The sequence below is a fragment of the Streptomyces sp. NPDC088254 genome (assembly GCF_044740925.1).
Lineage (GTDB): Bacteria > Actinomycetota > Actinomycetes > Streptomycetales > Streptomycetaceae > Streptomyces.
In genome coordinates this window covers 17,299-39,860 of sequence record NZ_JBIURQ010000014.1, presented here as the reverse complement: position 1 = coordinate 39,860, position 22,562 = coordinate 17,299, and the positions used below count along the sequence as shown (strand labels likewise).

Here is a 22,562-nt window from a genome sequence, read left to right as displayed (position 1 = left end):
AGTGCCTCGCTTCAGCATCATCGTCCCCTGTTTCAAGGTGCAGGGCTTCCTGCGCGAGTGCCTCGACTCGGTCCTGGAGCAGTCGTACCGCGACATCGAGGTGATCGCCGTCGACGACCGCTCACCCGACGGCTGCGGCGCGATCCTCGACGAGTACGCGGCCCGCGACGACCGCGTGCGGGTCCTGCACCTGCCGGAGAACGTCGGCCTCGGCCGCGCCCGCAACGCCGGTCTGCCGCATGCGAGCGGCGACTACCTGTTCTTTCTCGACAGCGACGACACCCTCACCGACGGCGCGCTGCACGCGATGGCCGACCGGCTCGACGAGAGCGGCGACCCCGACGTGCTCGTCTTCGACTACGCGCGCACGTACTGGTGGGGCGGCACCCGCCGCAACGCCCTCGCGCACATCCTCGCCGAGTGCGGGGACGACGTGTTCACCGCGGCGCAGCGCCCCGAGATCCTCGACCTGCTGATGGTCGTGTGGAACAAGGTGTACCGGCGCGGCTTCGTGGAGAAGTACGGCTTCCGGTTCCCGCCCGGCTACTACGAGGACACCCCCTGGACGTTCCCGGTCATGCTCAGCGCCGGGCGGGTCGCCGCCCTGGACCGGATCTGCCTGAACTACCGCCAGCGCCGGCAGGGCAACATCCTGTCCACCACAAGCCGCAAGCACTTCGACATCCACGACCAGTACGAGCGGGTGTTCGCGTTCGTCGACTCCCGCCCGGAGCTGGCGTCCTGGCGGCCCTATCTGCACCGCAAGATGGGCGAGCACTGTCTGGACATCCTCGCCAAGCCGGACCGGCTGCCGCCGTCGGACAAGGCCGAGTTCTTCCGCCGTACTGCCGAGCTGTTCGCCCGCCACCAGCCGCCCGGCGAGCCGACGCCCGCCGAGCTGCGGGTGCTGCGTCAGCCCTACGCCGTCTACCGGGTCCGGCGGCAGACCGGTCGGGCGGGCCGTGAGCTGGCCCGACGGGGGGCGTCGGCGCGCAGGGCGGCAGCGGGCCGCGCCCGCCGGGGGCTGGCGGCCGCCCGGCCGCGCCGGGCTCCGGACCGCGAACTCGTCGTGTACTCGGCGTTCTCCCACCGCGGCGTGCTCGGCGACCCCGCCGCCGTCTACCGCGCTGCCCGCGAGATCGCTCCCGCGCTGCGCGGGGTGTGGGTCGTGCGCGACGAGGAGACGGCGGCGCTGCTCCCCGAGGACGTCGAGCACGTGCTGCTGGACTCCCCCGACTACCGGCGGGTGACCGCGCGGGCCGGCTGGTTCGTCAACAACGTCAACTGGCCCGGCACGCTGGTCAAGCGGCCCGGCAGCGTCCACATCCACACCCACCAGGGCACCCCGCTGAAGTACATGGCGGCCGATCTGCTCACCAAGCCCGGAGCCCGGCACGGGGTGGACGTGCCGCAGATGCTGCGCCGTGCCGACCGCTGGGACTACAGCCTGGTCGCCAACCCGCACTCCGAGCTGGTGTGGGAGCGGGCCTATCCGTGCCACTTCACGTCGGTGCGGACCGGCAGCCCCCGCAACGACGTGCTGGTGAACGCCGGTCCGGCGGACGGGGCGGCGGTGCGCGCCCGGCTGGGGATCCCCGCCGGTCACACCGTCGTGCTGTACGCGCCGACCCGCCGCGAGTACCGGCGCGGCGGGCATGTGGACCGGATCGACCTGGCCCGGTTCGCCGCCGACCTCGGCGAGGGCCACACCCTCGTGGTGCGGCTGCACCCGTCCCTGGCGACCGGCCCGGCGCGCGGCCTGGGTCTCAGCGATCTGCACCGGCGCGGGATCCTGGTCGACGTGACGGACGAGCCGCACGTCGAGGACGTCATGCTCGCCGCCGACGTGCTGGTCACCGACTACTCGGCCCTGATGTTCGACTACGCCAACCTGGACCGGCCGATCGTCGTCCACGCCGACGACTGGGACGTCTACAAGGCGAGCCGGGGCGCCTACTTCGACATCACCGCCGACGCGCCCGGCCATGTCTCGCGCAGCTACCGGGAGCTGACCTGGCTGTTCTCCTCGGGCGGCTGGCGGGACGAGGAGTCGGCGCGGCTGCGCGCGGGCTTCCGGGAGCGGTTCTGCGTGTGGGAGGACGGCCGGGCCGCCGAGCGGGTCGTACGGACGCTGCTGCTGGGCGAGCCGCTGCCGGAGCAGGCCCCTACGGCGGTTCTCCCGCCGTCTTCGCCCTCCTCGCCTGCCTCGCCGGCCGACGGCGAGGGCGTGCTGGCGCCCATGTGAGCCGGGGGCGGCCGGGGCGGCGGTGCGGGCCGGGGGCTCGGTGGTCGCCAGGCCCGGCCGGGGGCGGCGGTGCGGGCCGGGGGCGCGGCGGTCGCCAGGCCCGGCCGGGGGCGGCGGTCGGCCGTTGTGGGGCCCGTCCTCCTCAGGGCTACTCGATGACGAGCTCGACCTCGATGTTGCCGCGGGTGGCGTTGGAGTAGGGGCAGACCTGGTGGGCCTGCTCGACCAGCTTGCGACCGGTGGCCTCGTCGAGGGAGTCCGGCAGCTCGACGCGGAGGGCGACCTTGAGGCCGAAGCCCTCGCCCTGCTTGCCGATGCCGACCTCGGCGGTCACGGCGGCCTCGCTGACGTCGACCTTCGCCTGACGGCCGACCAGGCCGAGGGCGCTGCCGAAACAGGCGGCGTATCCGGCGGCGAAGAGCTGCTCGGGGTTGGTGCCCTGACCGTTGCCGCCCAGCTCCACCGGCATGGCCAGCGCGAGGTCGATCTTGCCGTCGGAGCTGACGGCGCGGCCCTCACGGCCGTGGGTGGCGGTGGCGACAGCGGTGTACAGCGCGTCCATGGATGAACCATCCCTCTCGGAAGTCCTGCGTGGTCAGGGGCGGCCGGCCCTTTCGCCGGGGCGTCCGGGCGGCCTCACGACCACAAGTAGAGCACACAATTAAGTTGCACACAACTTAATTGCTCGCCCGAGTTACGCTGGAGGCATGACCCCGATGTCCCCTCACTCCGCCGCACCCGCCTCCCCCGGTCCAGGAACCGCCGCCGAAGCCCCGGAAGCCGTCGAGGCCGGGGCCGCCGACGCCACGGAAGCCGCGCAGACCGCGGTCACCGAGGCGAACTGGCTCCGGCTGGACCGCCAGATCTGCTTCTCCCTGCACGCCGCGTCACGCGCCTTCAACGGCGTCTACCGCGTGATCCTCAAGGACCTCGGCCTGACCTACCCGCAGTACCTGGTGATGCTGGTCCTGTGGGAGGAGGGCGCACTGCCCGTCAAGAAGCTCGGCGCGCATCTGCGCCTCGACTCCGGCACGCTGTCGCCGCTGCTGAAGCGCCTGGAGGCGGCCGGTCTCGTCCACCGCGAGCGCAGCGCGCGCGACGAACGCTCGGTCGAGGTCCGCCTGACGCAGGAGGGCACGGAGCTGCGCGAGCGGGCCCTGCGGGTGCCGCGCCGGATCGTGAGCGCGACCGGATTCGAACTGGATAAGATCCGCGAACTGAAGGAGCGCCTGGACGTGCTCACCACCGCACTGGACTCGGCGGCCGCCCAGGAGGACCCGGACGCCGGCGAGCAGGCGGACACCGTACGCACCGACTGACGCACGCGGAGTTATCCACAGGCTCTGCGGAAGCGCGTGCCGCCTGATTCACTGGGTTTCGGGCGCACCGGGCGTCCATGAGGGGGATGTGACGACATGACCTGGTTGATCACAGGCGGGGCCGGATACATCGGGGCGCACGTGGTGCGGGCGATGGCCGGGGCGGGCGAGCGGGTGGTGGTGTACGACGACCTGTCCACCGGGGTCGCCGAGCGGGTGCCGCGAGGGGTGCCATTGGTGGCGGGCTCCACACTGGACGGCCCGCTGCTGGAGCGCACGCTCGCAGAGCACGAGGTGACCGGTGTCGTGCATCTGGCGGCGAAGAAGCAGGTCGGGGAGTCGGTGGACCGGCCCCTGCACTACTACCGGGAGAACGTGGAGGGTCTGAGGGTCCTCCTGGACGCGGTCACCGCCGCCGGGGTCCCCTCGTTCGTGTTCTCCTCCTCGGCCGCCGTCTACGGCATGCCGGACGTGGACCTCGTCACGGAGGAGACTCCGTGCGCGCCGATCTCGCCCTACGGCGAGACGAAGCTGGCGGGCGAGTGGCTGGTCCGCGCGACCGGCCGGGCCACGGGGCTGTCCACGGCTTCGCTGCGCTACTTCAACGTGGCCGGTGCGGCGAGCCCGGAGCTGGCGGACGTCGGTGTCTTCAACCTGGTGCCCATGGTGTTCGAACGCCTCACGGAGAACGCCGCGCCGCGCATCTTCGGCGACGACTATCCGACGCCGGACGGCACCTGCGTCCGGGACTACATCCACGTCGTCGACCTGGCGGAGGCCCATGTCGCCGCGGCCCGTGCCCTCCAGGACTCCCCGGGGCACACCCTGACCCTCAACATCGGCCGCGGCGAGGGCGTCTCCGTCCGGGAGATGATCGACCGGATCAACGCCGTCACCGGCTACGACCGCCCGCCGACGGTCGGCCCGCGCAGACCGGGGGACCCGGCCCGTGTGGTGGCCTCCGCCGAGCGCATCGAGACCCTTCTCGGCTGGAAGGCCGCGCACGACGTCCAGGACATGATCGTCTCCGCCTGGGAGGGCTGGGTGCACCTCCACCCGGAGGCGGCCCGTTCGTAGGCGGGCAGCGCAGAAGGTGTGCTTCGGGACCGCCGCGCGGGGTCACAGGGCCTTGATCGCCTCCGCGGTCGCCCGGGTCAGGGCCGCGAGGTAGTCCTTGGGGAGTTTCGGGCTGCGGATGACCACGGAGCGCCAGTACAGCGGACCGGAGATCAGGTCCAGGGCCAGCTCGGCGTCGGCCTCCCGGCGCACCTCGCCGCGCTCGGTCGCCGCCGCGACGATCTTCAGGGCGACGCCCTCCTGCCCGTCCCGCAGGGCCTTCTGGAGGGCTTCGGCGATCTCCGGGTTGCGGGCTGCCTCGGCCTGGAGGTCCGGGATGATCTGCGAGGCCACCGGGTGCCGCAGCGCCCGTGACGTGACCTCGTACAGCATTCTCAGGTCGCCCTCCAGGCTGCCCGTGCACGGCGCGGGCAGGCCCTGCACGGCGATGGCCGAGACGATGTCCAGGACCAGGTGCAGCTTGGAGCGCCAGCGCCGGTACACGGCGGTCTTCCCCACCCCGGCGCGTCGGGCGATGCCCTCGATGGACATCCGGGCGTAGCCGACGGTCGCGAGCTCCTCGAACACGGCGGCCCGGATGGCCTCCGTGACGTCCTCGCGCAGCACGGCCGCTCCGGCGGGGGCCCGGCGGCGCGGACGCGTCGAGGGCTCGTCGGCGTTCGTCGTCATGCCGACCAGCATAGGGCGTCACGACGATACGGTTGCGTTCCGACGTCGACTCGCCTTACGCTCGCGTTGCGACGATACGGTGCCGTCCCGACGTGAGGGGACGGCAAGGAACGCGTGAGGAACGCCGTCCGCCCGTGCGCGCCGCCCCGAGGCGTCACCCTCCCCCCGAGTGAAAGCAGCGGATGTGAGTCAGGTCCTCCACACACCGCCCCCGACGCGGCCCGAGTCCCACGAAGACCTGGCGGCGCTCGCCGCCCGCCACGGCCTCTCGGTCAGCGGCGCCCGCCCTTCACTGCCCTCCTATGTGCGCCAGTTGTGGGCGCGCCGCCACTTCATCGGCGCGTTCGCCACCGCCAAGCTCACCGCCCAGTACAGCCAGGCGAAGCTGGGCCAGCTCTGGCAGGTGATGACCCCGCTGCTCAACGCGGCGGTGTACTTCTTCATCTTCGGCGTGCTGCTGGGCACCAAGCAGGGCGTGCCGGACTACGTCCCGTTCCTGGTCACGGGCGTGTTCGTATGGACATTCACACAGAGCTCGATCATGGCGGGCACCCGCGCCGTCTCCGGCAACCTCGGCCTGGTGCGGGCCCTGCACTTCCCGCGTGCCGCGCTGCCCATCTCGTTCTGCCTCCAGCAGCTCCAGCAGCTGCTGTTCTCCATGGGCGCGCTGGTGGTGATCCTGCTCTGCTTCGGCGTGCCGGTCTCCGCGTCCTGGCTGCTGGCCGTCCCCGTGCTGCTGCTGCAGTTCACCTTCAACGCCGGCGTCTCGATGGTCATGGCCCGGCTCGGCGCGAAGACACCGGACATCGCCCAGCTGATGCCGTTCGTCCTGCGCACCTGGATGTACGTCTCGGGCGTGATGTGGAGCATCGACAAGCTGGCCGGCGCCCACCACGGCCTGCCGTCCTGGGTCGCCCCCGTCCTCCAGGCCAACCCCGCCGCCGTCTACATCGACCTGATGCGCTTCGCCCTGATCGACTCCTTCCACGCCGGTCAGCTGCCGCACCACGTGTGGCTGATCGCGACGGGCTGGGCGCTGCTCGCCGGAGTCGGCGGGTTCATCTACTTCTGGAAGGCTGAGGAGACGTACGGCCGTGGCTGACAACACCGTCCCCGACACCGGCCGCGCCGGCGGCGAGCGGATCCCCACCGTCGTCGTCGACGGCGTCGACATCGTCTACCGCGTCAACGGCACCGGCGCCGGCCGGGGCTCCGCGACCGCCGCCCTGCACCGCATCCTGCGCCGAGGGAAGGCCGAAAAGGCGGCCGGCGTGCGCAAGGTGCACGCCGTCAAGAACGTCTCGTTCGTCGCCTACCGGGGCGAGGCGATCGGCCTCATCGGCACCAACGGATCCGGCAAGTCGACCCTGCTCAAGGCAGTCGCCGGCCTGCTCCCGGTGGAGAACGGCAAGATCCACACCGACGGCCAGCCCTCCCTGCTCGGCGTCAACGCGGCCCTGATGAACGACCTGACCGGCGAACGCAACGTCCACCTCGGCGGGCTCGCCATGGGCATGTCCCGCGAGCAGGTCAAGGAGCGCTACCAGGACATCGTCGACTTCTCCGGGATCAACGACAAGGGCGACTTCATCACCCTGCCGATGCGGACCTACTCCTCAGGCATGGCCGCCCGGCTGCGGTTCTCCATCGCCGCCGCCAAGGACCACGACGTCCTGCTGATCGACGAGGCGCTCGCCACCGGCGACCGCTCCTTCCAGAAGCGCTCCGAGGAACGCATCCGCGAACTGCGCAAGCACGCCGGCACGGTGTTCCTGGTCAGCCACAGCAACAAGTCCATCCGCGACACCTGCGACCGCGTGCTGTGGCTGGAGCGAGGCGAACTGCGCATGGACGGGCCCACCGAGGAGGTCCTCCAGGCGTACGAGGCGTTCACCGGCGGCCCCGGCAAGAACAAGGCCAAGCCGGGGGCGCCCAAGGCCGCCTGAGCATCCTCACGCCCCCGACGACGACAGGCGCCCCGAGCCGTCACGGCCCGGGGCGCCCTGTCGTCAGACGTCCTCGCCTGCCCGCTACGAGTGCGTGCGCAGCAGCGTGCGCATCGTCCGCATCGCCACCGACAGGTTCGCCAGGTCGAAGGAGTCCGACCCCTGGATCTCCTCCAGCGTGGTGCGCGCCCGGCTCAGGATCGCCTGGTTGCGCTGCTCCCACGCCGTGAAGCGCTGCTCGGGCGTCGAGGTGCCGTTGCCGACGGCCAGGACGTCCGCGGTCAGCGCCGCGTGGGCCGCGTACAGGTCCTCACGGATGGAGGCGCGGGCCATGGACTGCCAGCGGTCGGCGCGCGGCAGCTCGATGATCCGGTCCATCAGCTGCGTGATCCGCAGCCGGTCGGCGAGGTCGTAGTACACCTCGGCGACGTCCAGCGGGTCCTTGCCCATCCGGTCGGCCACCGACACGATGTCCAGCGCCGGGAACGCCGAGGAGAACCCGGCGACCCGGGTGGCGAGCTCGTCGGGAACACCGGCCCCGGTCAGCTCGTCGTAGATCATCTGCCACCACTCGAGGTCCGCGCCGCGCAGCAGCTTCGTCAGCTGCGCCCACACCTGCTCGACGCGCTCGGCGAAGAACTCGACCGTCTCGGCGAGCTGCAGCGGCTGCGGCCGGTTGTTCAGCAGCCAGCGCGTACCGCGCTCCACCAGCCGGCGCGAGTGCAGCCGGATCCGGGTCTGCACCTCCGCCTCGACCTGGTTGTCGAGCGCCTCGACCGCGTCCCACACCGGTGCCGAACGGAAGATCGCCCGCGCCGCGGTCTGCGCCCGCACGATCTCCTCGAGCGACGCCCCGGTCTCCTCCCGCAGCCGGTGCAGATAGGTCGTGCCGCCGGTGTTGACGGTGTCGTTGACCAGCACCGTCGTGGTGATCTCACGGCGCAGCGGGTGGTGCTCGATCTGCTCGGCGAACTCCTCGCGCAGCGCCGTCGGGAAGTACGCGTACAGCAGGGAGTGCAGGTAGGGGTCGTCGGGCAGCGAGGTGTGCAGCAGCTCGTCCGACACCGTGATCTTGGTGTAGGCCATCAGCACGGCCGTCTCCGGGCTGCTGAGGCCCTGCCCCGCGCCGAGCCGCTCGCGGATCTGCCGGTCGGTGGGCAGGAACTCCAGCGCGCGGTCCAGGTGGCCCTCGCGCACCAGGTGGCGCAGGAAGCGCTGCTGGGCGTGGAGCATGTCCTTGGACTGGGCGAGGGCGTTGGCGATCGCCGTGTTCTGCGCGTAGTTGTTGCGCAGGACGAGCGCGCCGACCTCGTCGGTCATCTCGGCGAGCAGCTTGTTGCGCTGCTTGACCGTCATGTCCCCCTCGGCGACCAGGCCGTTCAGCAGGATCTTGATGTTCACCTCGTGGTCGGAGGTGTCCACGCCCGCGCTGTTGTCGATGGCGTCCGTGTTGATCTTGCCGCCGATGCGGGCGAACTCGATCCGGCCCAGCTGGGTCAGGCCCAGGTTGCCGCCCTCGCCGACGACCTTGACGCGCAGGTCCTGCCCGTCGACGCGGATCGGGTCGTTGGCCTTGTCGCCGACGTCCGCGTTGGACTCCGTGGAGGCCTTCACGTACGTGCCGATGCCGCCGTTCCACAGCAGGTCCACCGGCGCGCTGAGGATCGCCTTCATCAGGTCGGCCGGGGTCATCTTGGTGACGCCGGCCTCGATGCCGAGGGCCTCGCGGATGTGGCTGCCCACCGGGATCGCCTTCGCCGTGCGGGGGAAGACGCCGCCGCCGGCGGAGATGAGGGAGGTGTCGTAGTCGGCCCAGCTGGAGCGGGGCAGCTCGAACAGGCGGCGCCGCTCGGCGTAGGAGGTGGCCGCGTCCGGGTTCGGGTCGATGAAGATGTGCCGGTGGTCGAAGGCGGCGACCAGGCGGATGTGCTCGCTCAGCAGCATGCCGTTGCCGAACACGTCACCGGACATGTCGCCGATGCCGACGACCGTGAAGTCCTCGACCTGCGTGTTCACGCCCAGCTCGCGGAAGTGCCGCTTCACCGACTCCCAGGCGCCGCGCGCGGTGATGCCCATCGCCTTGTGGTCGTAGCCGGCGGAGCCGCCGGAGGCGAAGGCGTCGCCCAGCCAGAAGTCGTAGCTGCCGGCGACGTCGTTGGCGATGTCGGAGAACGTCGCCGTGCCCTTGTCGGCGGCGACCACCAGATAGGTGTCGTCCTCGTCGTGCCGGACGACGTCCGCCGGGGGCACGACCTCGCCGGCGACCATGTTGTCGGTGATGTCGAGCAGCGCCGAGATGAACGTGCGGTAGCTGGCGACGCCCTCGGCCAGCCACGCGTCACGGTCCGCGGCCGGGTCGGGCAGCTGCTTGGCGACGAAGCCGCCCTTGGCGCCCACCGGCACGATGACCGTGTTCTTCACCATCTGCGCCTTGACCAGGCCGAGGATCTCCGTGCGGAAGTCCTCACGCCGGTCGGACCAGCGCAGACCGCCGCGCGCGACCTTGCCGAACCTCAGGTGCACGCCCTCCACCCGAGGCGAGTACACCCAGATCTCGAACGCGGGGCGCGGCGCGGGCAGGTCGGGGATGGCCTGCGGGTCGAACTTCATCGACACGTAGTCGTGCGGGGCGCCGCTCGCCGACTTCTGGAAGAAGTTGGTGCGCAGCGTCGCCTTGATGACGGTGAGGAAGGACCGCAGGATGCGGTCCTCGTCGAGGGACGCCACCTGGTCCAGAGCCGCGTCCAGCTCCTCGAGGAGCGCGTCGACGATCTCCATCCCGGCGCGCTGCCGGTCCGGCGACATCCGCGCCTCGAACAGCGACACCAGCAGGCGCGTGGTGTGGACGTTCGTGCGGAGGGTGTCCTCCATGTAGTCCTGGCTGAACGTGGAACCGGCCTGCCGCAGGTACTTTGCGTACGCGCGCAGCACCATCGCCTGCCGCCATGTCAGGCCCGCGCCCAGCACCAGCGCGTTGAAGCCGTCGTTCTCCGCCTGACCGGTCCAGGTCGCCGAGAACGCCTCCTGGAACCGCTCGCGTGCGTCGTCGCCGAGGTGGTCGCCGGCGCCGCCGCGCAGCGAGGTCGGGATGCGCAGGCCGAAGTCGTAGATCCAGGCGACGCTGCGGTCCGTGCAGCGCAGCTCATAGGGCCGCTCGTCGACGACCTCGACGCCGAGCCGGTTCAGCACCGGCAGCACCGCCGACAGGGAGATCGCGTCGCCCTTGCGGTAGATCTTGAAGCGGCGCTCGTCGGGGGCCGCACCGACCGGCTCGTACAGGCTGAGCGAGAAGTTGCGCTCCTCGGTGAGCCGTTCGATGTGGACGAGGTCGGACACCGCGGAGCGCGGGGTGTGGTCGGCCTTGTAGCCCTCGGGGAAGGCGTTGTTGTAGCGGCGCAGCAGCTCCGCCGCCCGCTCCTCGCCGAGTTCGGCGGTGAGCGCCTCGGAGAACGCGTCGGCCCACGACCGGGCCGCCTCCACCAGGCGGGCCTCGATGCGCTCCTTGTCGGAGTCGGACAGCTGCGGCAGTTCGGTGCCCGGCGGAACGCGGACGACGAAGTGCAGCCGGGACAGGATCGACTCGGTGTTCCAGGCGGTGAAGTCGACGCTGATGCCGCCCAGTTCCTCCTTGAGGATGTCGATGATCCGCAGCCGCACGCCGGTGGTGTAGCGGTCGCGGGGCAGGTAGACCAGGGCCGAGTAGTAGCGCCCGTACTCGTCCTGTCGCAGGTACAGCCGCAGCCGCCGGCGCTCCTGCAGGTACAGCACGGACGTCACGATGGAGCGCAGCTCGTCGACCGGGGTCTGGAACAGCTCGTCGCGCGGGTACGTCTCCAGGATCTGGAGCAGGTCGCGTCCGTCGTGGCTGTCGGGCGAGAAGCCGGCGCCCTCCAGGACGGCGTCCACCTTGCGCCGGATCACCGGGACCCGCAGCACGGACTCGGTGTAGGCGGCGGAGGAGAACAGTCCGAGGAACCGCCGCTCGCCGACCACGTTGCCGTCGGCGTCGAACTTCTTCACGCCGACGTAGTCCAGGTACGACGGCCGGTGCACGGTGGACCGGCTGTTGGCCTTGGTCAGCACCAGCAGCTTGTGCTCGCGCGCCTTGGCGCGGGCGTCGGCCGGGAGCCGCTCGAAGGACGGGCTGACGGGGTGGGCGTCGCCGTCGGCGTGGTGCGGGTCGGCCCGCAGGATGCCCAGGCCGGTGCCGGGCACCGCCGCCAGGGAGTCGTCCTCCCGCAGCTGGTACTCCCGGTAGCCGAGGAAGGTGAAGTGGTCGTCGGCGAGCCAGCGCAGCAGCTCGCGGGCCTCCTCCACCTCGGGCCCGGGCAGGTCGCCGGGGACGGGCTCGTCGTCGAGCCCGCCGGCGATGCGCAGCGCGGCCTCACGCATCTTCCCCCAGTCCTCGACGGCCTCGCGGGCGTCGGACAGGACGCGCAGCAGGTCGGCGGTGATCTGCTTGAGGTCGGCGCGGTCGGTCTCGCGGTCCGTCTCGACGTGGATCCACGACTCGACGTGCGCGTCGTGCGGCAGGTCGCGGGACGAGGGCGCGACGGCGAGCACCTCGATGAGCTTGCCGGTGACGTCCCGCCGGACCACGACCTGGGGGTGGATGACGAGGTGGATGCCGCGGCCCTGGCGGGTCAGCTCGTTGGTGACCGAGTCGACGAGGAAGGGCATGTCGTCGGTGACGACCTCGACGACGGAGTGGCTGCAGGTCCAGCCGTTCTCCTCGACGGTGGGGGTGTGGACGCGCACGTTCGCCGTGCCCTGCGGCCGGTTCTCCGCGAGCCGGTAGTGGGAGAACGCGGCGCCGAAGACGTCGACCGGGTCGCGGTAGGTGAGGTCCTCGGGGGCGGTGTGCAGGTAGTAGCGCTGGAGGAACGAGAGCACGGATTCGTGGTCAGGGGCGCCCGGGGTTCCCTCAGTGCCCTCGCCCGTCGTCCCGGTCGGTAGGTGCGCCCCGACCGGGCTGTTCTCAGCGACCCGGGCCGCCCTCTCGAGCAGCTCGGCCTTGGCTTCGTCCAGCTTGGTCTGCATTGTCCTCTGGCTCCTGTCGCGCGCCGTTGCGTGACGTAGAAGGAAGTACGGTCTCTTTCCGTGCGGCGTGACGCCACGACGCGGGGTGTCCGGTCTGCTTCGACGCTATGCCGCAGGGCGAGATGAGCGGGGGGATATCGGCCATACTCGGTGCTCCCTGCGGGTGTGACGCTGCTCTCTGCACCGTCGGCTCCGGGGATCTGCACGGCGTCCTGGGGGCCCTCTTGACCCCGTCCCGCCCGCGAAGACCAGCGACCGCCGCCCGGCCCCGGAGTTCCTCCGAGGTCACCGGGCGCAGGGCAGGGGCCACGACGCCCCCGCGAACTATCGCGCTGATCACGCCACAAGGCTATCGCCCCCGACCGGGGGGTCGTCATGAGCCGTATGTGTACAAAACCAGGGGTCGAAGTTTGACGTTCTGCACAGGGGCGGGGGTGGGTGGGGTGTGTGAGGGGCGTGCCGCGGCAGAGGTCGCCCCGCGCCCGCCCGGGAGGGACCCTGAGAACACGCCGCCTCTTGGCAAGGCCGCCCCCGAGAGGCACGGTGCCCATGAGGAGCGTCCGTCCGAGAGGAGCCGCCCGACATGACCGTCAAGATCCTCATCGTCACCGGCGACGCAGCGGAGAGCCTGGAAGTGCTGTACCCCTACCAGCGTCTGCGCGAGGAGGGCTACGAGGTCCACATCGCCGCCCCCGCCCGCAAACGGCTCCGCTTCGTCGTCCACGACTTCGAACCCGGCTTCGACACCTACACCGAGAAGCCCGGCTACACCTGGCCCGCCGACCTGGCCTTCTCCGAGGTCGATCCCGGCGAGTACGCCGCCGTCGTCGTGCCCGGCGGCCGCGCCCCGGAGTACCTGCGCAACGATCCCGAACTCCGCAAGATCCTCAAGTCGTTCTTCGACGCGGACAAGCCGGTCGCCCAGATCTGCCACGGCCCGCTCCTCACCGCCGCGGTCGACGGCCTCACCGGCCGCCGCGTCACGGCGTACCCGGCGCTGGAGCTGGACATGCAGACCGCGGGCGCGACCTTCCAGGACACCGAGGCGGTCGTCGACGGCACGCTGGTCTCCTCCCGCGCCTGGCCGGACCACCCCGCGTGGATGCGCGAGTTCCTCGCCGTCCTGCGCGTGAAGGCGCCGGCGACCTGACGTCGGGTCACGCGCGGCCAGGATCCGGCGCGGCGGCGTCGCCTTCTGCTTCAACTTCGGCTCCGGCCTCGGCTTCTGCTCCGGCTTCGGCGGTCGAGGGGGTCGCGGTTTTCGTGTGGAGCACCGCCCGGGCCTGCTCCGCCGCGCGGGCGGTGCTCTCGGCGACGAAGTCGAGGAACCGGGCGACGTTCTCCAGCCGGGCGGCGGCCGGGGTGCCGGGACCGAGGACGCCCACGCCCTGCCGCGCGACCTCGACGACATGGGCGATGGCCCGGGCGCTGGCCATCATCGACTGGTACCAGACGTCGTCGTCGACGATGTACCGCTCGCGGCGCCGCTCGTCGCGCTCCCGGCGGACGAGACTCTGACTCTCCAGGAAGGCGATCGCCTTGGAGACGGACGCCGGGCTGACCTGGAGACGCCTGACCAGTTCGGAGGCTGTGAGGCTGCCCTCGTCGCTGAGGGAGAGGGAGGCCATGACGCGCGCCGGCATCGCGGTCATCCCGGAGGCCATCATGACGGTGGTGAACGTCTCCTCGAACTCGCGCACCGCCTCGGCGTCCCGCCCGTAGGGCTGCGGGGACGCCTCCACCCTCCGGGGCGCGGCCTGCCGGCGCCGGTGCGTACGGCGCTCGGTGGCGCGGTGGGCCAGGTCTGCGCGATAGGCGGTGGGACCGCCGTTGCGCATCACCTCACGTGTGACGGTCGAGGTCGGGCGGTCCAGGCGCCTGGCGATCTCCGCGTAGGCGAGGCCGTCGGCCAGCCCCAGTGCGATCTGCTGGCGTTCCTGCTGGCTGAGCCTGCCTCCCGGCATCGCGTTCTCCTCATGTCTCCCGTCGAATGCCGCCAGCTTAGCGTTCACTCTCATTCATTGCAACGGACGAGCGCCCCGACGTTGCGTTAAATTCCACTCCATTGCAATGATTTAAAGCCTATGACCTGCAGTGATGCTGATTGATTGCAACATAAATGTTGAGCGATTCATGAACGCAACGTAGCTTTTCCATCGTCAGAAACGAACGCGAACACAACGAGTCGATGGAGAACACCATGCAGACGTTCAACACCCCCGCCGCGATCGCCACCGTCCTCGACGTGCCCGCCGGCCGCATCCGCTTCATCGCCGCCGACCGCGACGACACCACCGTCGAGGTCCTGCCCGCGGACGCCTCGAAGAGCCGCGACGTCAAGGCGGCGGAGGAGACGACGGTCGAGTACGGCGACGGCGTCCTGCGGATCGAGGCCGCACCGGCGAAGAACCGCGTCCTCGGCCACTCCGGAGCGGTCGAGGTGACCGTCCAGCTGCCGGCCGGCTCCCGGGTCGAGGCGAAGGCGGCCGACGCCGAACTCCGGGGCGTCGGAAGGCTCGGCGACGTCGCCTTCGACAGCGCGCAGGGCACGGTCAAGCTCGACGAGGTCGCCGGCGCCCGCCTCGCCGTCCTCGCCGGCGACATCGCCGTCGGCCGCCTGGGCGGCTCCGCCGAGATCAGCACCCAGAAGGGCGACCTGCGGATCGCCGAGGCCGTCAGCGGCACGGTCGTGCTGCGCACCGAGTACGGCCAGGTGTCGGTCGGCGCGGCCCGCGGGGTCTCCGCCTCCCTGAACGCCGGCACCGGCCACGGCCGGATCGACAACGCGCTGAAGAACACCGACGGCGCCGGCGCCGGCCTGACCATCCACGCCACCACCGGCTTCGGCGACATCGTCGCCCGCAGCCTCTGACCCGCGGCCTCCGAGGAGACACCCACCATGACGAACCTGGCCATCGCGGCGACCGGGCTGCGCAAGTCCTACGGCGACAAGACCGTGCTCGACGGCGTCGACCTGGCCGTCCCCGAAGGGACGATCTTCTCCCTGCTCGGCCCGAACGGCGCCGGCAAGACCACCGCCGTGAAGATCCTCTCCACCCTCGTCACCGCCGACGGCGGCCAGGCCCGGATCGCCGGCCACGACCTCGCCGCCGACCCGCAGTCCGTGCGCGCCGAGATCGGCGTCACCGGGCAGTTCTCCGCCGTCGACGGGCTGATCACCGGCGAGGAGAACATGCTCCTGATGGCGGACCTGCACCACCTGTCCAGGAGCGAGGGCCGACGGGTGACCGCCGAACTGCTGGAGCGCTTCGACCTGGTGGAGGCCGCGAAGAAGCCCGCCTCCACCTACTCCGGCGGCATGAAACGCCGCCTCGACATCGCCATGACCCTGGTCGGCGGCCCCCGCGTCATCTTCCTCGACGAACCCACCACCGGCCTCGACCCCCGCTCCCGGCACACCATGTGGCAGATCATCCGCGAGCTCGTCACGGGCGGTGTCACCGTCTTCCTCACCACCCAGTACCTGGAGGAGGCCGACCAGCTCGCCGACCGCATCGCCGTGCTCCACGACGGCACGATCGCCGCCGAGGGCACCGCCGAGGAGCTCAAGCGGATCGTCCCCGGCGGCCATGTCCGGCTCCGCTTCTCCGACCCCGCCGCCTACCGCGGCGCCGCCCTCGCGCTCGACGCCGCCACCCGCGACGACGAAGCGCTGGCACTGCAGATCCCCAGCGACGGCACCCAGCGCGACCTGCGCGCCGTCCTCGACCGCCTGGACTCGGCCGGCATCGAGGCGGACGAGCTGACCGTGCACACCCCCGACCTCGACGACGTGTTCTTCGCCCTCACCGGCCCGGCCGACGTCCCCCACCAGTCCAAGGAGAACGCCCGATGAGCACCCCCCTGGCTCCCGCCCGCCCGACCCGGCTGTCCCTCGCCGTCCGCGACTCGGCCACCATGCTGCGCCGCAACCTCCTGCACGCCCGTCGCTACCCCTCCCTCACCCTGAACCTGCTGCTCACGCCGATCATGCTGCTGCTGCTCTTCGTCTACATCTTCGGCGACACCATGAGCGCGGGCATCGGCGGCGGGGACCGCTCCGCCTACATCGCCTACCTGGTGCCGGGCCTGCTGCTGATGACCATCGGCAGCACCACGATCGGCACCGCCGTCTCCGTCGCCAACGACATGAACGAGGGCATCATCGCCCGCTTCCGCACCATGGCGATCCACCGCGGCTCGGTGCTCGTCGGCCACGTCGTCGGCAGCGTGATCCAGTCGGTGGCCAGCGTGATCCTGGTGGGCGCCGTCGGCGTGGCCATCGGCTTCCGCTCCACCGACGCCAGCGCCCTGGAGTGGCTGGCGGCCTTCGGACTGCTCGTGCTGTTCTCCCTGGCGCTCACCTGGATCGCCGTGGGAATGGGCCTGGTCAGCCCGAACGCCGAGGCCGCCAGCAACAACGCGATGCCGCTGATCTTCTTGCCCCTCATCTCCAGCGCGTTCGTCCCCGTCGACGCGATGCCGGGCTGGTTCCAGCCGATCGCCGAGTACCAGCCCTTCACCCCCGCCATCGAGACCCTGCGCGGACTGCTCCTCGGCACGGAGATCGGCCACAACGGATGGCTGGCCGTCGCCTGGTGCGTGGGACTCGCCGTGCTCGGCTACTTCTGGTCGGCCGCGAAGTTCAACCGCGACCCCAAGTAACCGCCATGACAGCGCGGGCCGCCTCCCGCACCACGCACCGCCCGAGGGCGGCGTATCCCGACACCACGTCGGAATGCGCCGCCCGGCTCGCGTTCCGGGCCCCGCCCGGCCCTCACCCCTTACGCGGCCAGCTCCTGAGCCACCTCGACCGCCTCCGCCAGCGAGTCCACCACCGGCACACCCACCACCTCGAGACTGGCCCGGCCGTGCGAGCCACCCGTGTACAGCACTGCCTGCGCCCCCACGTGCAGCGCGGCCACCGCGTCGTCCGCGGCGTCCCCGATCACCACCGTGCGCTCCGGCTCCACTGCGGCCAGCGCCTGGAGGTGACGCACCATGTGCTCCGCCTTGCTGCCCCCGGACGGCCCGGTCCGCCCGTCCACCCGCACGAAGTGCGGCTCGATCCCGAAACCCCTGACGAGCGGCACCAGTTCGTCGTGCACGTACATGCTCAGCAGCGACTGGCTGCGCCCCGCCCGCCGCCACTCGGCGAGCAGCTCCGCCGCCCCTTCGGTGAGCCCGCAGCGCACCCGGTGCTCGGCGTAGTAGCGGTGGAAGACCTCGTCCATGACCTCCCACTCGGCGTCCGTGGGCAGGCGGCCCAACAGCCGCTCATAGAACTTGGGCACCGGCACGCAGTACAGCGCCCGGTACCGCTCCAGTGTGATCGGCTCCAGGCCCAACTCGACGAACGCCGCGTTCGTCGCCCCGATGATCGCGTCGTTGTCGTGGAACAGCGTGCCGTTCCAGTCCCAGACGATGTGCGCCGCTGACTTCCCCATACCGGCAAACGTACCCGCCGCCACCGACAATCAAGTGAACCGAGCTCGGCGGCCTCGCGGCCTCCCGGGTCCTCAGGCCCCGGAACCGACCAGGTTGGGGATCTCCTGTGTGGCGAACCACAGCAGCTCGTGGTCCTCGACGCCGTCCACCAGCGCCTGCGCGTCATCGTCCCCGCCGTCCGCCGCCGCCAGCGCCTGCGCGCCGGCCGCCACGTCGGCCTCCGCGTCCCCGGCGTCGACGTGCACCGAGGCCGCCTTGGCCAGCGGTACCGCGACCGTGACCCGCACCCGGCCGAGCGCCGCCTCGTCGCCGCCCTCGTCATCGGGGCCGGCGCCGGAGCCGGGGCCCACGGCACCGTCGGGCACGTCGACGGCGACGACGACCCGCCGACGCGGGGCGGCCGGCTCCGCCGCGAGCAGCCTCAGCGAGGCCAACGCGGCCCGGCCGAGGGCCGCGTACTCCAGCTCCTCCAGGTCGTCGGAGACGTACCACTCACGCAACGCGGGCGTGACGGCGTACGCGAGGAGCGGCCCGGACCCCAGCTCCCCCGCCTTGTGCGCCTCGGCGAGGGAGGGGAGGGTCAGGGGGACGTACACGCGCATGGCAGGCCGCTCTTTCCTGATCGAGGACTCCGGTCGGCACCCCGGCGAGGGGCGGCTGCCGCCTCCCGAGGGCCTTCAGGATACGTGCGGCAGTACTCTTTCGAGTCCCCGCCCGCGAGGGTCGAAACGTCCACCTCGCGCCTCGGAATTCACCCGCGGCACCGCGCCTGCCAGGGGTTTCCCCTTCCCCCGTCACCCGGACAAGTGAATCGCGCCTGCCCGCGCCGCGCCGTCGGGGTTCCTTGCCATGGCCGGTCGCAGCCCGTACAAGAACGACCACGGAAAGTTACTGCCCGGTACGCACGGTCGGGCACGTACGAACGGGGACACCCATGCACAAGGTCATGACCAGGAAACCGCGCACCCCCGGCGGTCGCCCTCCGGGCCGCCGCGACACCCGCCGCCCCGCAGGCGCACCGCCCCGCACACCGAGCGGCGGCGCACCCCGCACCACACCCGGCGACGGCCGCCCTCCAGGCTCCCCGGGCACCTCCCGCCGGGGCGGCGCCGGCCCCGCCGACAACCGCCCCGCGACAGCCCCGGGCCCCGGACGCCCCGCCCCGGCCACCGCACGCACCACACCCCACCCGGGCCTCGACAGCACGGCACCGGGGTCGGTCGCGACGACGGCTACCGGCGGCCGGACCGGCTCCACGACCGTGCCCCACCCGGCCGGCCCCACCACCAAACCGGGCCGGCCCGACTCCGCCACCGTTCCCGCCCGGCCCGCCACCGTTCCCGAGCAGACGCCGCGCAGGCCGTTCGTCCCGCCGCAGCCCCGCCCCACCGATCTCTTCGCCGACCGGCTGCTCGCCGTCCTCAGCGGGCGTCGCCCCGTGCACTGCATGCTCCGCCACACCGTCGGCCGCGCCTACGACGACCTGGCCCACCTCGCCGAACACGGCCCCCTGCGCACCCCCCACGGCGTCAGCCCCGTCGTCCGCGACATCGGCTACTACGTCGCCCGCCCCGGCGCCATCGAGGCCTTCGCCCGCATCGGCGCCGGCGACCGGCTGCGCGCGATGGCCTTCCGCCTGGAGCTCGGCGCCGACCACCGCTGGCGCTGCACGGCCGTAGAGATCGACGGCCCCCGCCGACCCCGCCCCGCGGACGACTGACCGCGCCGCTTCCCCGCCCGGCACGGCGAAGGGCCGGGCCACCCTCACCTGGGTGACCCGGCCCTCACACCACGCGAACCACGCGACGGTTACTTCTTGCGGCGCCGCCCGGCCTTCGCCTGCTTGCGCCGCTCCGCGCGCGTCAGCCCGTCGGCCTCGGACCGCACCGGCTCGCCGTCACTGTCGAAGTCACCCTCGATGGTGCCGCCCTCGCCGTCCACGGTCGGTGCGGAGAAGTGCAGGTTCCGCCGCTGCGGGGCGTCCAGCCCCTTGGCGCGGATCTCCGGGCGCCCGTTCGCCTGCGCCGGCACCACGTCCTGCTTCTCCATCTCGACCGGCGCCGCGTCCTCCACCGGAACCTCCTCGACCTGCTGCTCCACCTGGACCTCCAGGTTGAACAGATAGCCGACGGACTCCTCCTTGATGCCGTCCATCATCGCGGTGAACATGTCGAAGCCCTCACGCTGGTACTCCACCAGCGGGTCCTTCTGCGCCATCGCGCGCAGACCGATGCCCTCCTGGAGGTAGTCCATCTCGTACAGGTGCTCACGCCACTTGCGGTCCAGGACCGACAGCACGACCCGGCGCTCCAGCTCACGCATGATCTCGGAACCGAGCTGCGCCTCACGCGCCTGGTACTGCTCGAAGATGTCATCCTTGATGGACTCGGAGATGAACTCGGCCGTCAGACCCGCCCGGTCACCGGCCGCCTCCTCCAGCTCCTCCACGGTCACCTTCACCGGGTACAGCTGCTTGAACGCGCCCCACAGACGGTCCAGGTCCCAGTCCTCGGCGAAGCCCTCGGCGGTCTCCGCCGTCACATACGCGTCGATCGTGTCGTTCATGAAGTGCTGGATCTGCTCGTGCAGGTCCTCGCCCTCCAGCACCCGACGCCGCTCGCCGTAGATGACCTCACGCTGCCGGTTGAGGACCTCGTCGTACTTCAGGACGTTCTTACGCGTCTCGAAGTTCTGCTGCTCCACCTGCGACTGCGCCGACGCGATCGCACGCGTCACCATCTTGTTCTCGATCGGCACGTCGTCCGGCACGTTCGCCATCGACATCACGCGCTCGACCATCTGCGCCTTGAACAGCCGCATCAGATCGTCACCGAGGGACAGGTAGAACCGCGACTCGCCCGGGTCGCCCTGACGGCCGGAACGACCGCGCAGCTGGTTGTCGATACGACGCGACTCGTGCCGCTCGGTGCCCAGCACATACAGGCCGCCGAGCTCCTCGACCTCTTCCTTCTCGGCCTTCACCGCCTGCTCGGCCCTCTCCAGAGCCGCGGGCAGGGCGTGCGCCCACTCCTCGATGTGCTCCTCCGGGTCGAGACCGCGCTGCCGCAGCTCCGCCTCCGCGAGGTCCTCCGGGTTGCCGCCCAGCTTGATGTCCGTACCACGACCGGCCATGTTCGTGGCCACCGTCACGGCGCCCTTGCGGCCGGCCTGGGCGACGATCTGCGCCTCACGCTCGTGGTGCTTGGCGTTCAGCACCTCGTGCTGGATGCCCCGCTTGGACAGCTGCTGCGACAGGTACTCCGACTTCTCGACCGACGTCGTGCCGACCAGGATCGGCTGGCCCTTCTCGTGCTTCTCGGCGATGTCGTCGACGACCGCCTCGAACTTCGCGACCTCGGTGCGGTAGATCAGGTCCGACTGGTCCATGCGGATCATCGGCTTGTTCGTCGGGATCGGCACCACGCCGAGCTTGTAGATCTGGTGGAACTCGGCGGCCTCGGTCATCGCCGTACCGGTCATGCCGGACAGACCGGGCTGTTCCTTGCCCTCATGGTCGTGCCGCTTGTAGAGACGGAAGAAGTTCTGAAGGGTGATCGTGGCGAGCGTCTGGTTCTCGTCCTTGATGTCCACCCCTTCCTTCGCCTCGATCGCCTGGTGCATGCCCTCGTTGTAGCGGCGGCCGGCGAGGATACGACCGGTGTGCTCGTCGACGATCATGACCTCGCCGTCCATGACGACGTAGTCCTTGTCCTTCTTGAAGAGCTCCTTCGCCTTGATGGCGTTGTTCAGGTAGCCCACCAGAGGGGTGTTCACCGACTCGTAGAGATTGTCGATGCCCAGCCAGTCCTCGACCTTGCTGACACCGGACTCGTGAATGGCGACCGTGCGCTTCTTCTCGTCGACCTCGTAGTCGCCGGTCTCCTCGATGCCCTTCAGCGGGTTGCCGGGCTCGCCCCGCTTCAGACGCGTCACCAGCTTGGCGAAGTCTCCGTACCACTTGGTGGCCTGGTCCGCCGGACCCGAGATGATCAGCGGCGTACGCGCCTCGTCGACGAGGATCGAGTCCACCTCGTCGACGATGGCGAAGTTGTGGCCCCGCTGCACGAGCTCGTCCTGCGACCACGCCATGTTGTCACGCAGATAGTCGAACCCGAACTCGTTGTTCGTGCCGTACGTGATGTCGCACGCGTACTGCTCGCGCCGCTGCGACGGCGTCATGTTGGCCAGGATGCAGCCGACTTCCAGCCCCAGGAACTTGTGGACACGGCCCATCAACTCCGAGTCGCGCTCGGCCAGGTAGTCGTTGACCGTGATCAGGTGGACGCCCTTGCCGGACAACGCGTTCAGATAAGCGGGCAGCGTGCCCACCAGGGTCTTGCCCTCACCGGTCTTCATCTCGGCCACATAGCCCATGTGCAGCGCCGCGCCACCCATCAGCTGCACGTCGTAGTGCCGCTGGCCGAGCACGCGCTTGGCGGCCTCACGCACCGTGGCGAACGCCTCCGGCAGCAGGTCGTCGAGGCTCTCGCCGTCGGCGTACCGCTGCTTGTACTCATCGGTGAGGGCCCGCAGCTCGGCGTCGGAGAGGTCGACGAAGTCCTCTTCGATGGAGTTGACCTGGTCCGCGATGCGGTGCAGCTTGCGCAGGATCTTGCCTTCGCCTGCACGCATGATCTTCGAGAGGACGGACACGGGGGTTGGTCTCCTTGCCGGTCGGGCCTGGGACGGTCGGTTTCCTGATGACTGACTGAGCAACGGCCATCGTATGCGAGGACCCCGCCGCGCCGGGAGGCCTGCCGTGGCGCGGACCGCACAGCGCGGCGCACATGCCCCACATTCTTCTCCACACCGCACAGC

Annotated in this window: 17 protein-coding genes; 10 read left to right on the top strand and 7 right to left on the bottom strand. The window is 70.9% G+C overall.

The window, feature by feature from the left end; genetic code table 11:
* The first annotated feature begins 1 nt into the window (after nt 1).
* Nucleotides 2-2,245 (top strand): CDP-glycerol glycerophosphotransferase family protein, encoded by a 2,244-nt coding sequence (locus tag ACIOC0_RS34350; protein WP_402159773.1) that lies wholly within the window; start codon nt 2-4, stop codon nt 2,243-2,245.
* 148 nt (nt 2,246-2,393) lie between these two features.
* Here ACIOC0_RS34350 and ACIOC0_RS34345 read toward each other — a convergent pair whose 3' ends face one another.
* Entirely contained in the window at nt 2,394-2,807 is a 414-nt protein-coding gene (locus tag ACIOC0_RS34345) for an organic hydroperoxide resistance protein (RefSeq protein WP_130436506.1), read from the bottom strand.
* Nucleotides 2,808-2,952: 145 nt separating this feature from the next.
* Here ACIOC0_RS34345 and ACIOC0_RS34340 point away from each other — a divergent pair, with 145 nt between their 5' ends.
* The gene (locus tag ACIOC0_RS34340; protein WP_402159770.1) at nt 2,953-3,564 is read left to right on the top strand and encodes a MarR family winged helix-turn-helix transcriptional regulator; all 612 of its coding nucleotides are present in this window, start codon (nt 2,953-2,955) and stop codon (nt 3,562-3,564) included.
* A gap of 96 nt (nt 3,565-3,660) precedes the next feature.
* Nucleotides 3,661-4,641, top strand: a complete 981-nt coding sequence (galE, locus tag ACIOC0_RS34335) for a UDP-glucose 4-epimerase GalE (RefSeq protein WP_402159768.1) — start codon at nt 3,661-3,663, stop codon at nt 4,639-4,641.
* Between the two features lie 42 nt (nt 4,642-4,683).
* On the opposite strand, the gene ACIOC0_RS34330 is transcribed toward galE, so the two are convergent.
* Nucleotides 4,684-5,310 carry a TetR/AcrR family transcriptional regulator gene (locus tag ACIOC0_RS34330; RefSeq protein ID WP_130436504.1) on the bottom strand — a complete coding sequence of 209 codons (627 nt, stop codon included), beginning with the start codon at nt 5,308-5,310 and terminating at the stop codon, nt 4,684-4,686.
* Between the two features lie 184 nt (nt 5,311-5,494).
* Here ACIOC0_RS34330 and ACIOC0_RS34325 point away from each other — a divergent pair, with 184 nt between their 5' ends.
* Together ACIOC0_RS34325 and ACIOC0_RS34320 are read left to right on the top strand one after the other, a co-directional pair.
* Complete coding sequence (locus ACIOC0_RS34325; RefSeq protein WP_402159765.1) at nt 5,495-6,412, top strand: ABC transporter permease; 918 nt, start codon at nt 5,495-5,497, stop codon at nt 6,410-6,412.
* Nucleotides 6,405-7,256 (top strand): ABC transporter ATP-binding protein, encoded by an 852-nt coding sequence (locus ACIOC0_RS34320; protein ID WP_402159762.1) that lies wholly within the window; start codon nt 6,405-6,407, stop codon nt 7,254-7,256. The genes ACIOC0_RS34325 and ACIOC0_RS34320 overlap by 8 nt, the downstream gene beginning before the upstream one ends.
* Before the next feature lie 84 nt (nt 7,257-7,340).
* Here ACIOC0_RS34320 and ACIOC0_RS34315 read toward each other — a convergent pair whose 3' ends face one another.
* On the bottom strand, nt 7,341-12,296 hold the full coding sequence (locus ACIOC0_RS34315; RefSeq protein WP_402159759.1) for an NAD-glutamate dehydrogenase: 4,956 nt from the start codon (nt 12,294-12,296) through the stop codon (nt 7,341-7,343).
* A 583-nt stretch (nt 12,297-12,879) separates the two neighbouring features.
* On the opposite strand from ACIOC0_RS34315, the gene ACIOC0_RS34310 reads away from it, so the two are divergent.
* Complete coding sequence (locus ACIOC0_RS34310) at nt 12,880-13,446, top strand: DJ-1/PfpI family protein (RefSeq protein ID WP_352252150.1); 567 nt, start codon at nt 12,880-12,882, stop codon at nt 13,444-13,446.
* Between the two features lie 7 nt (nt 13,447-13,453).
* On the opposite strand, the gene ACIOC0_RS34305 is transcribed toward ACIOC0_RS34310, so the two are convergent.
* Entirely contained in the window at nt 13,454-14,260 is an 807-nt protein-coding gene (locus ACIOC0_RS34305; RefSeq protein ID WP_402159756.1) for a helix-turn-helix domain-containing protein, read from the bottom strand.
* 236 nt (nt 14,261-14,496) lie between these two features.
* On the opposite strand from ACIOC0_RS34305, the gene ACIOC0_RS34300 reads away from it, so the two are divergent.
* Genes ACIOC0_RS34300 through ACIOC0_RS34290 form a run of 3 tightly spaced genes read left to right on the top strand, consistent with a single transcriptional unit; the run spans nt 14,497 to nt 16,961 of the window.
* Nucleotides 14,497-15,168, top strand: coding sequence for a DUF4097 family beta strand repeat-containing protein (locus tag ACIOC0_RS34300; RefSeq protein WP_402159754.1), 672 nt, complete (start codon nt 14,497-14,499; stop codon nt 15,166-15,168).
* A 27-nt stretch (nt 15,169-15,195) separates the two neighbouring features.
* Nucleotides 15,196-16,152 carry an ATP-binding cassette domain-containing protein gene (locus ACIOC0_RS34295; RefSeq protein WP_402159751.1) on the top strand — a complete coding sequence of 319 codons (957 nt, stop codon included), beginning with the start codon at nt 15,196-15,198 and terminating at the stop codon, nt 16,150-16,152.
* Nucleotides 16,149-16,961, top strand: a complete 813-nt coding sequence (locus ACIOC0_RS34290; RefSeq protein ID WP_402159749.1) for an ABC transporter permease — start codon at nt 16,149-16,151, stop codon at nt 16,959-16,961. The genes ACIOC0_RS34295 and ACIOC0_RS34290 overlap by 4 nt, the downstream gene beginning before the upstream one ends.
* Before the next feature lie 119 nt (nt 16,962-17,080).
* Here the strand turns inward: ACIOC0_RS34290 and ACIOC0_RS34285 are convergent, their stop codons facing one another.
* Both ACIOC0_RS34285 and ACIOC0_RS34280 read right to left on the bottom strand, forming a co-directional pair.
* Entirely contained in the window at nt 17,081-17,743 is a 663-nt protein-coding gene (locus ACIOC0_RS34285; RefSeq protein ID WP_352252160.1) for an HAD family hydrolase, read from the bottom strand.
* Nucleotides 17,744-17,815: 72 nt separating this feature from the next.
* Complete coding sequence (locus ACIOC0_RS34280; RefSeq protein WP_402159746.1) at nt 17,816-18,346, bottom strand: DUF6912 family protein; 531 nt, start codon at nt 18,344-18,346, stop codon at nt 17,816-17,818.
* A 332-nt stretch (nt 18,347-18,678) separates the two neighbouring features.
* Between ACIOC0_RS34280 and ACIOC0_RS34275 the strand changes: the two genes are divergently transcribed.
* Complete coding sequence (locus ACIOC0_RS34275; protein ID WP_402159743.1) at nt 18,679-19,464, top strand: Rv3235 family protein; 786 nt, start codon at nt 18,679-18,681, stop codon at nt 19,462-19,464.
* An 89-nt stretch (nt 19,465-19,553) separates the two neighbouring features.
* Here the strand turns inward: ACIOC0_RS34275 and secA are convergent, their stop codons facing one another.
* Nucleotides 19,554-22,397 (bottom strand): preprotein translocase subunit SecA, encoded by a 2,844-nt coding sequence (secA, locus tag ACIOC0_RS34270; RefSeq protein WP_402159741.1) that lies wholly within the window; start codon nt 22,395-22,397, stop codon nt 19,554-19,556.
* Nucleotides 22,398-22,562: the final 165 nt, after the last annotated feature.

Excerpts from the sequence above, each read along its gene's own strand:
- ACIOC0_RS34315 (WP_402159759.1), bottom strand. The coding sequence starts at position 12,296 with ATGCAGACCAAGCTGGACGAAGCCAAGGCCGAGCTGCTCGAGAGGGCG.
- galE (WP_402159768.1), top strand. The coding sequence starts at position 3,661 with ATGACCTGGTTGATCACAGGCGGGGCCGGATACATCGGGGCGCACGTG.
- ACIOC0_RS34345 (WP_130436506.1), bottom strand. The coding sequence starts at position 2,807 with ATGGACGCGCTGTACACCGCTGTCGCCACCGCCACCCACGGCCGTGAG.
- ACIOC0_RS34285 (WP_352252160.1), bottom strand. The coding sequence starts at position 17,743 with ATGGGGAAGTCAGCGGCGCACATCGTCTGGGACTGGAACGGCACGCTG.
- ACIOC0_RS34310 (WP_352252150.1), top strand. The coding sequence starts at position 12,880 with ATGACCGTCAAGATCCTCATCGTCACCGGCGACGCAGCGGAGAGCCTG.
- ACIOC0_RS34300 (WP_402159754.1), top strand. The coding sequence starts at position 14,497 with ATGCAGACGTTCAACACCCCCGCCGCGATCGCCACCGTCCTCGACGTG.
- ACIOC0_RS34295 (WP_402159751.1), top strand. The coding sequence starts at position 15,196 with ATGACGAACCTGGCCATCGCGGCGACCGGGCTGCGCAAGTCCTACGGC.
- ACIOC0_RS34290 (WP_402159749.1), top strand. The coding sequence starts at position 16,149 with ATGAGCACCCCCCTGGCTCCCGCCCGCCCGACCCGGCTGTCCCTCGCC.
- ACIOC0_RS34280 (WP_402159746.1), bottom strand. The coding sequence starts at position 18,346 with ATGCGCGTGTACGTCCCCCTGACCCTCCCCTCCCTCGCCGAGGCGCAC.
- ACIOC0_RS34330 (WP_130436504.1), bottom strand. The coding sequence starts at position 5,310 with ATGACGACGAACGCCGACGAGCCCTCGACGCGTCCGCGCCGCCGGGCC.
- ACIOC0_RS34275 (WP_402159743.1), top strand. The coding sequence starts at position 18,679 with ATGCACAAGGTCATGACCAGGAAACCGCGCACCCCCGGCGGTCGCCCT.
- ACIOC0_RS34305 (WP_402159756.1), bottom strand. The coding sequence starts at position 14,260 with ATGCCGGGAGGCAGGCTCAGCCAGCAGGAACGCCAGCAGATCGCACTG.
- ACIOC0_RS34340 (WP_402159770.1), top strand. The coding sequence starts at position 2,953 with ATGACCCCGATGTCCCCTCACTCCGCCGCACCCGCCTCCCCCGGTCCA.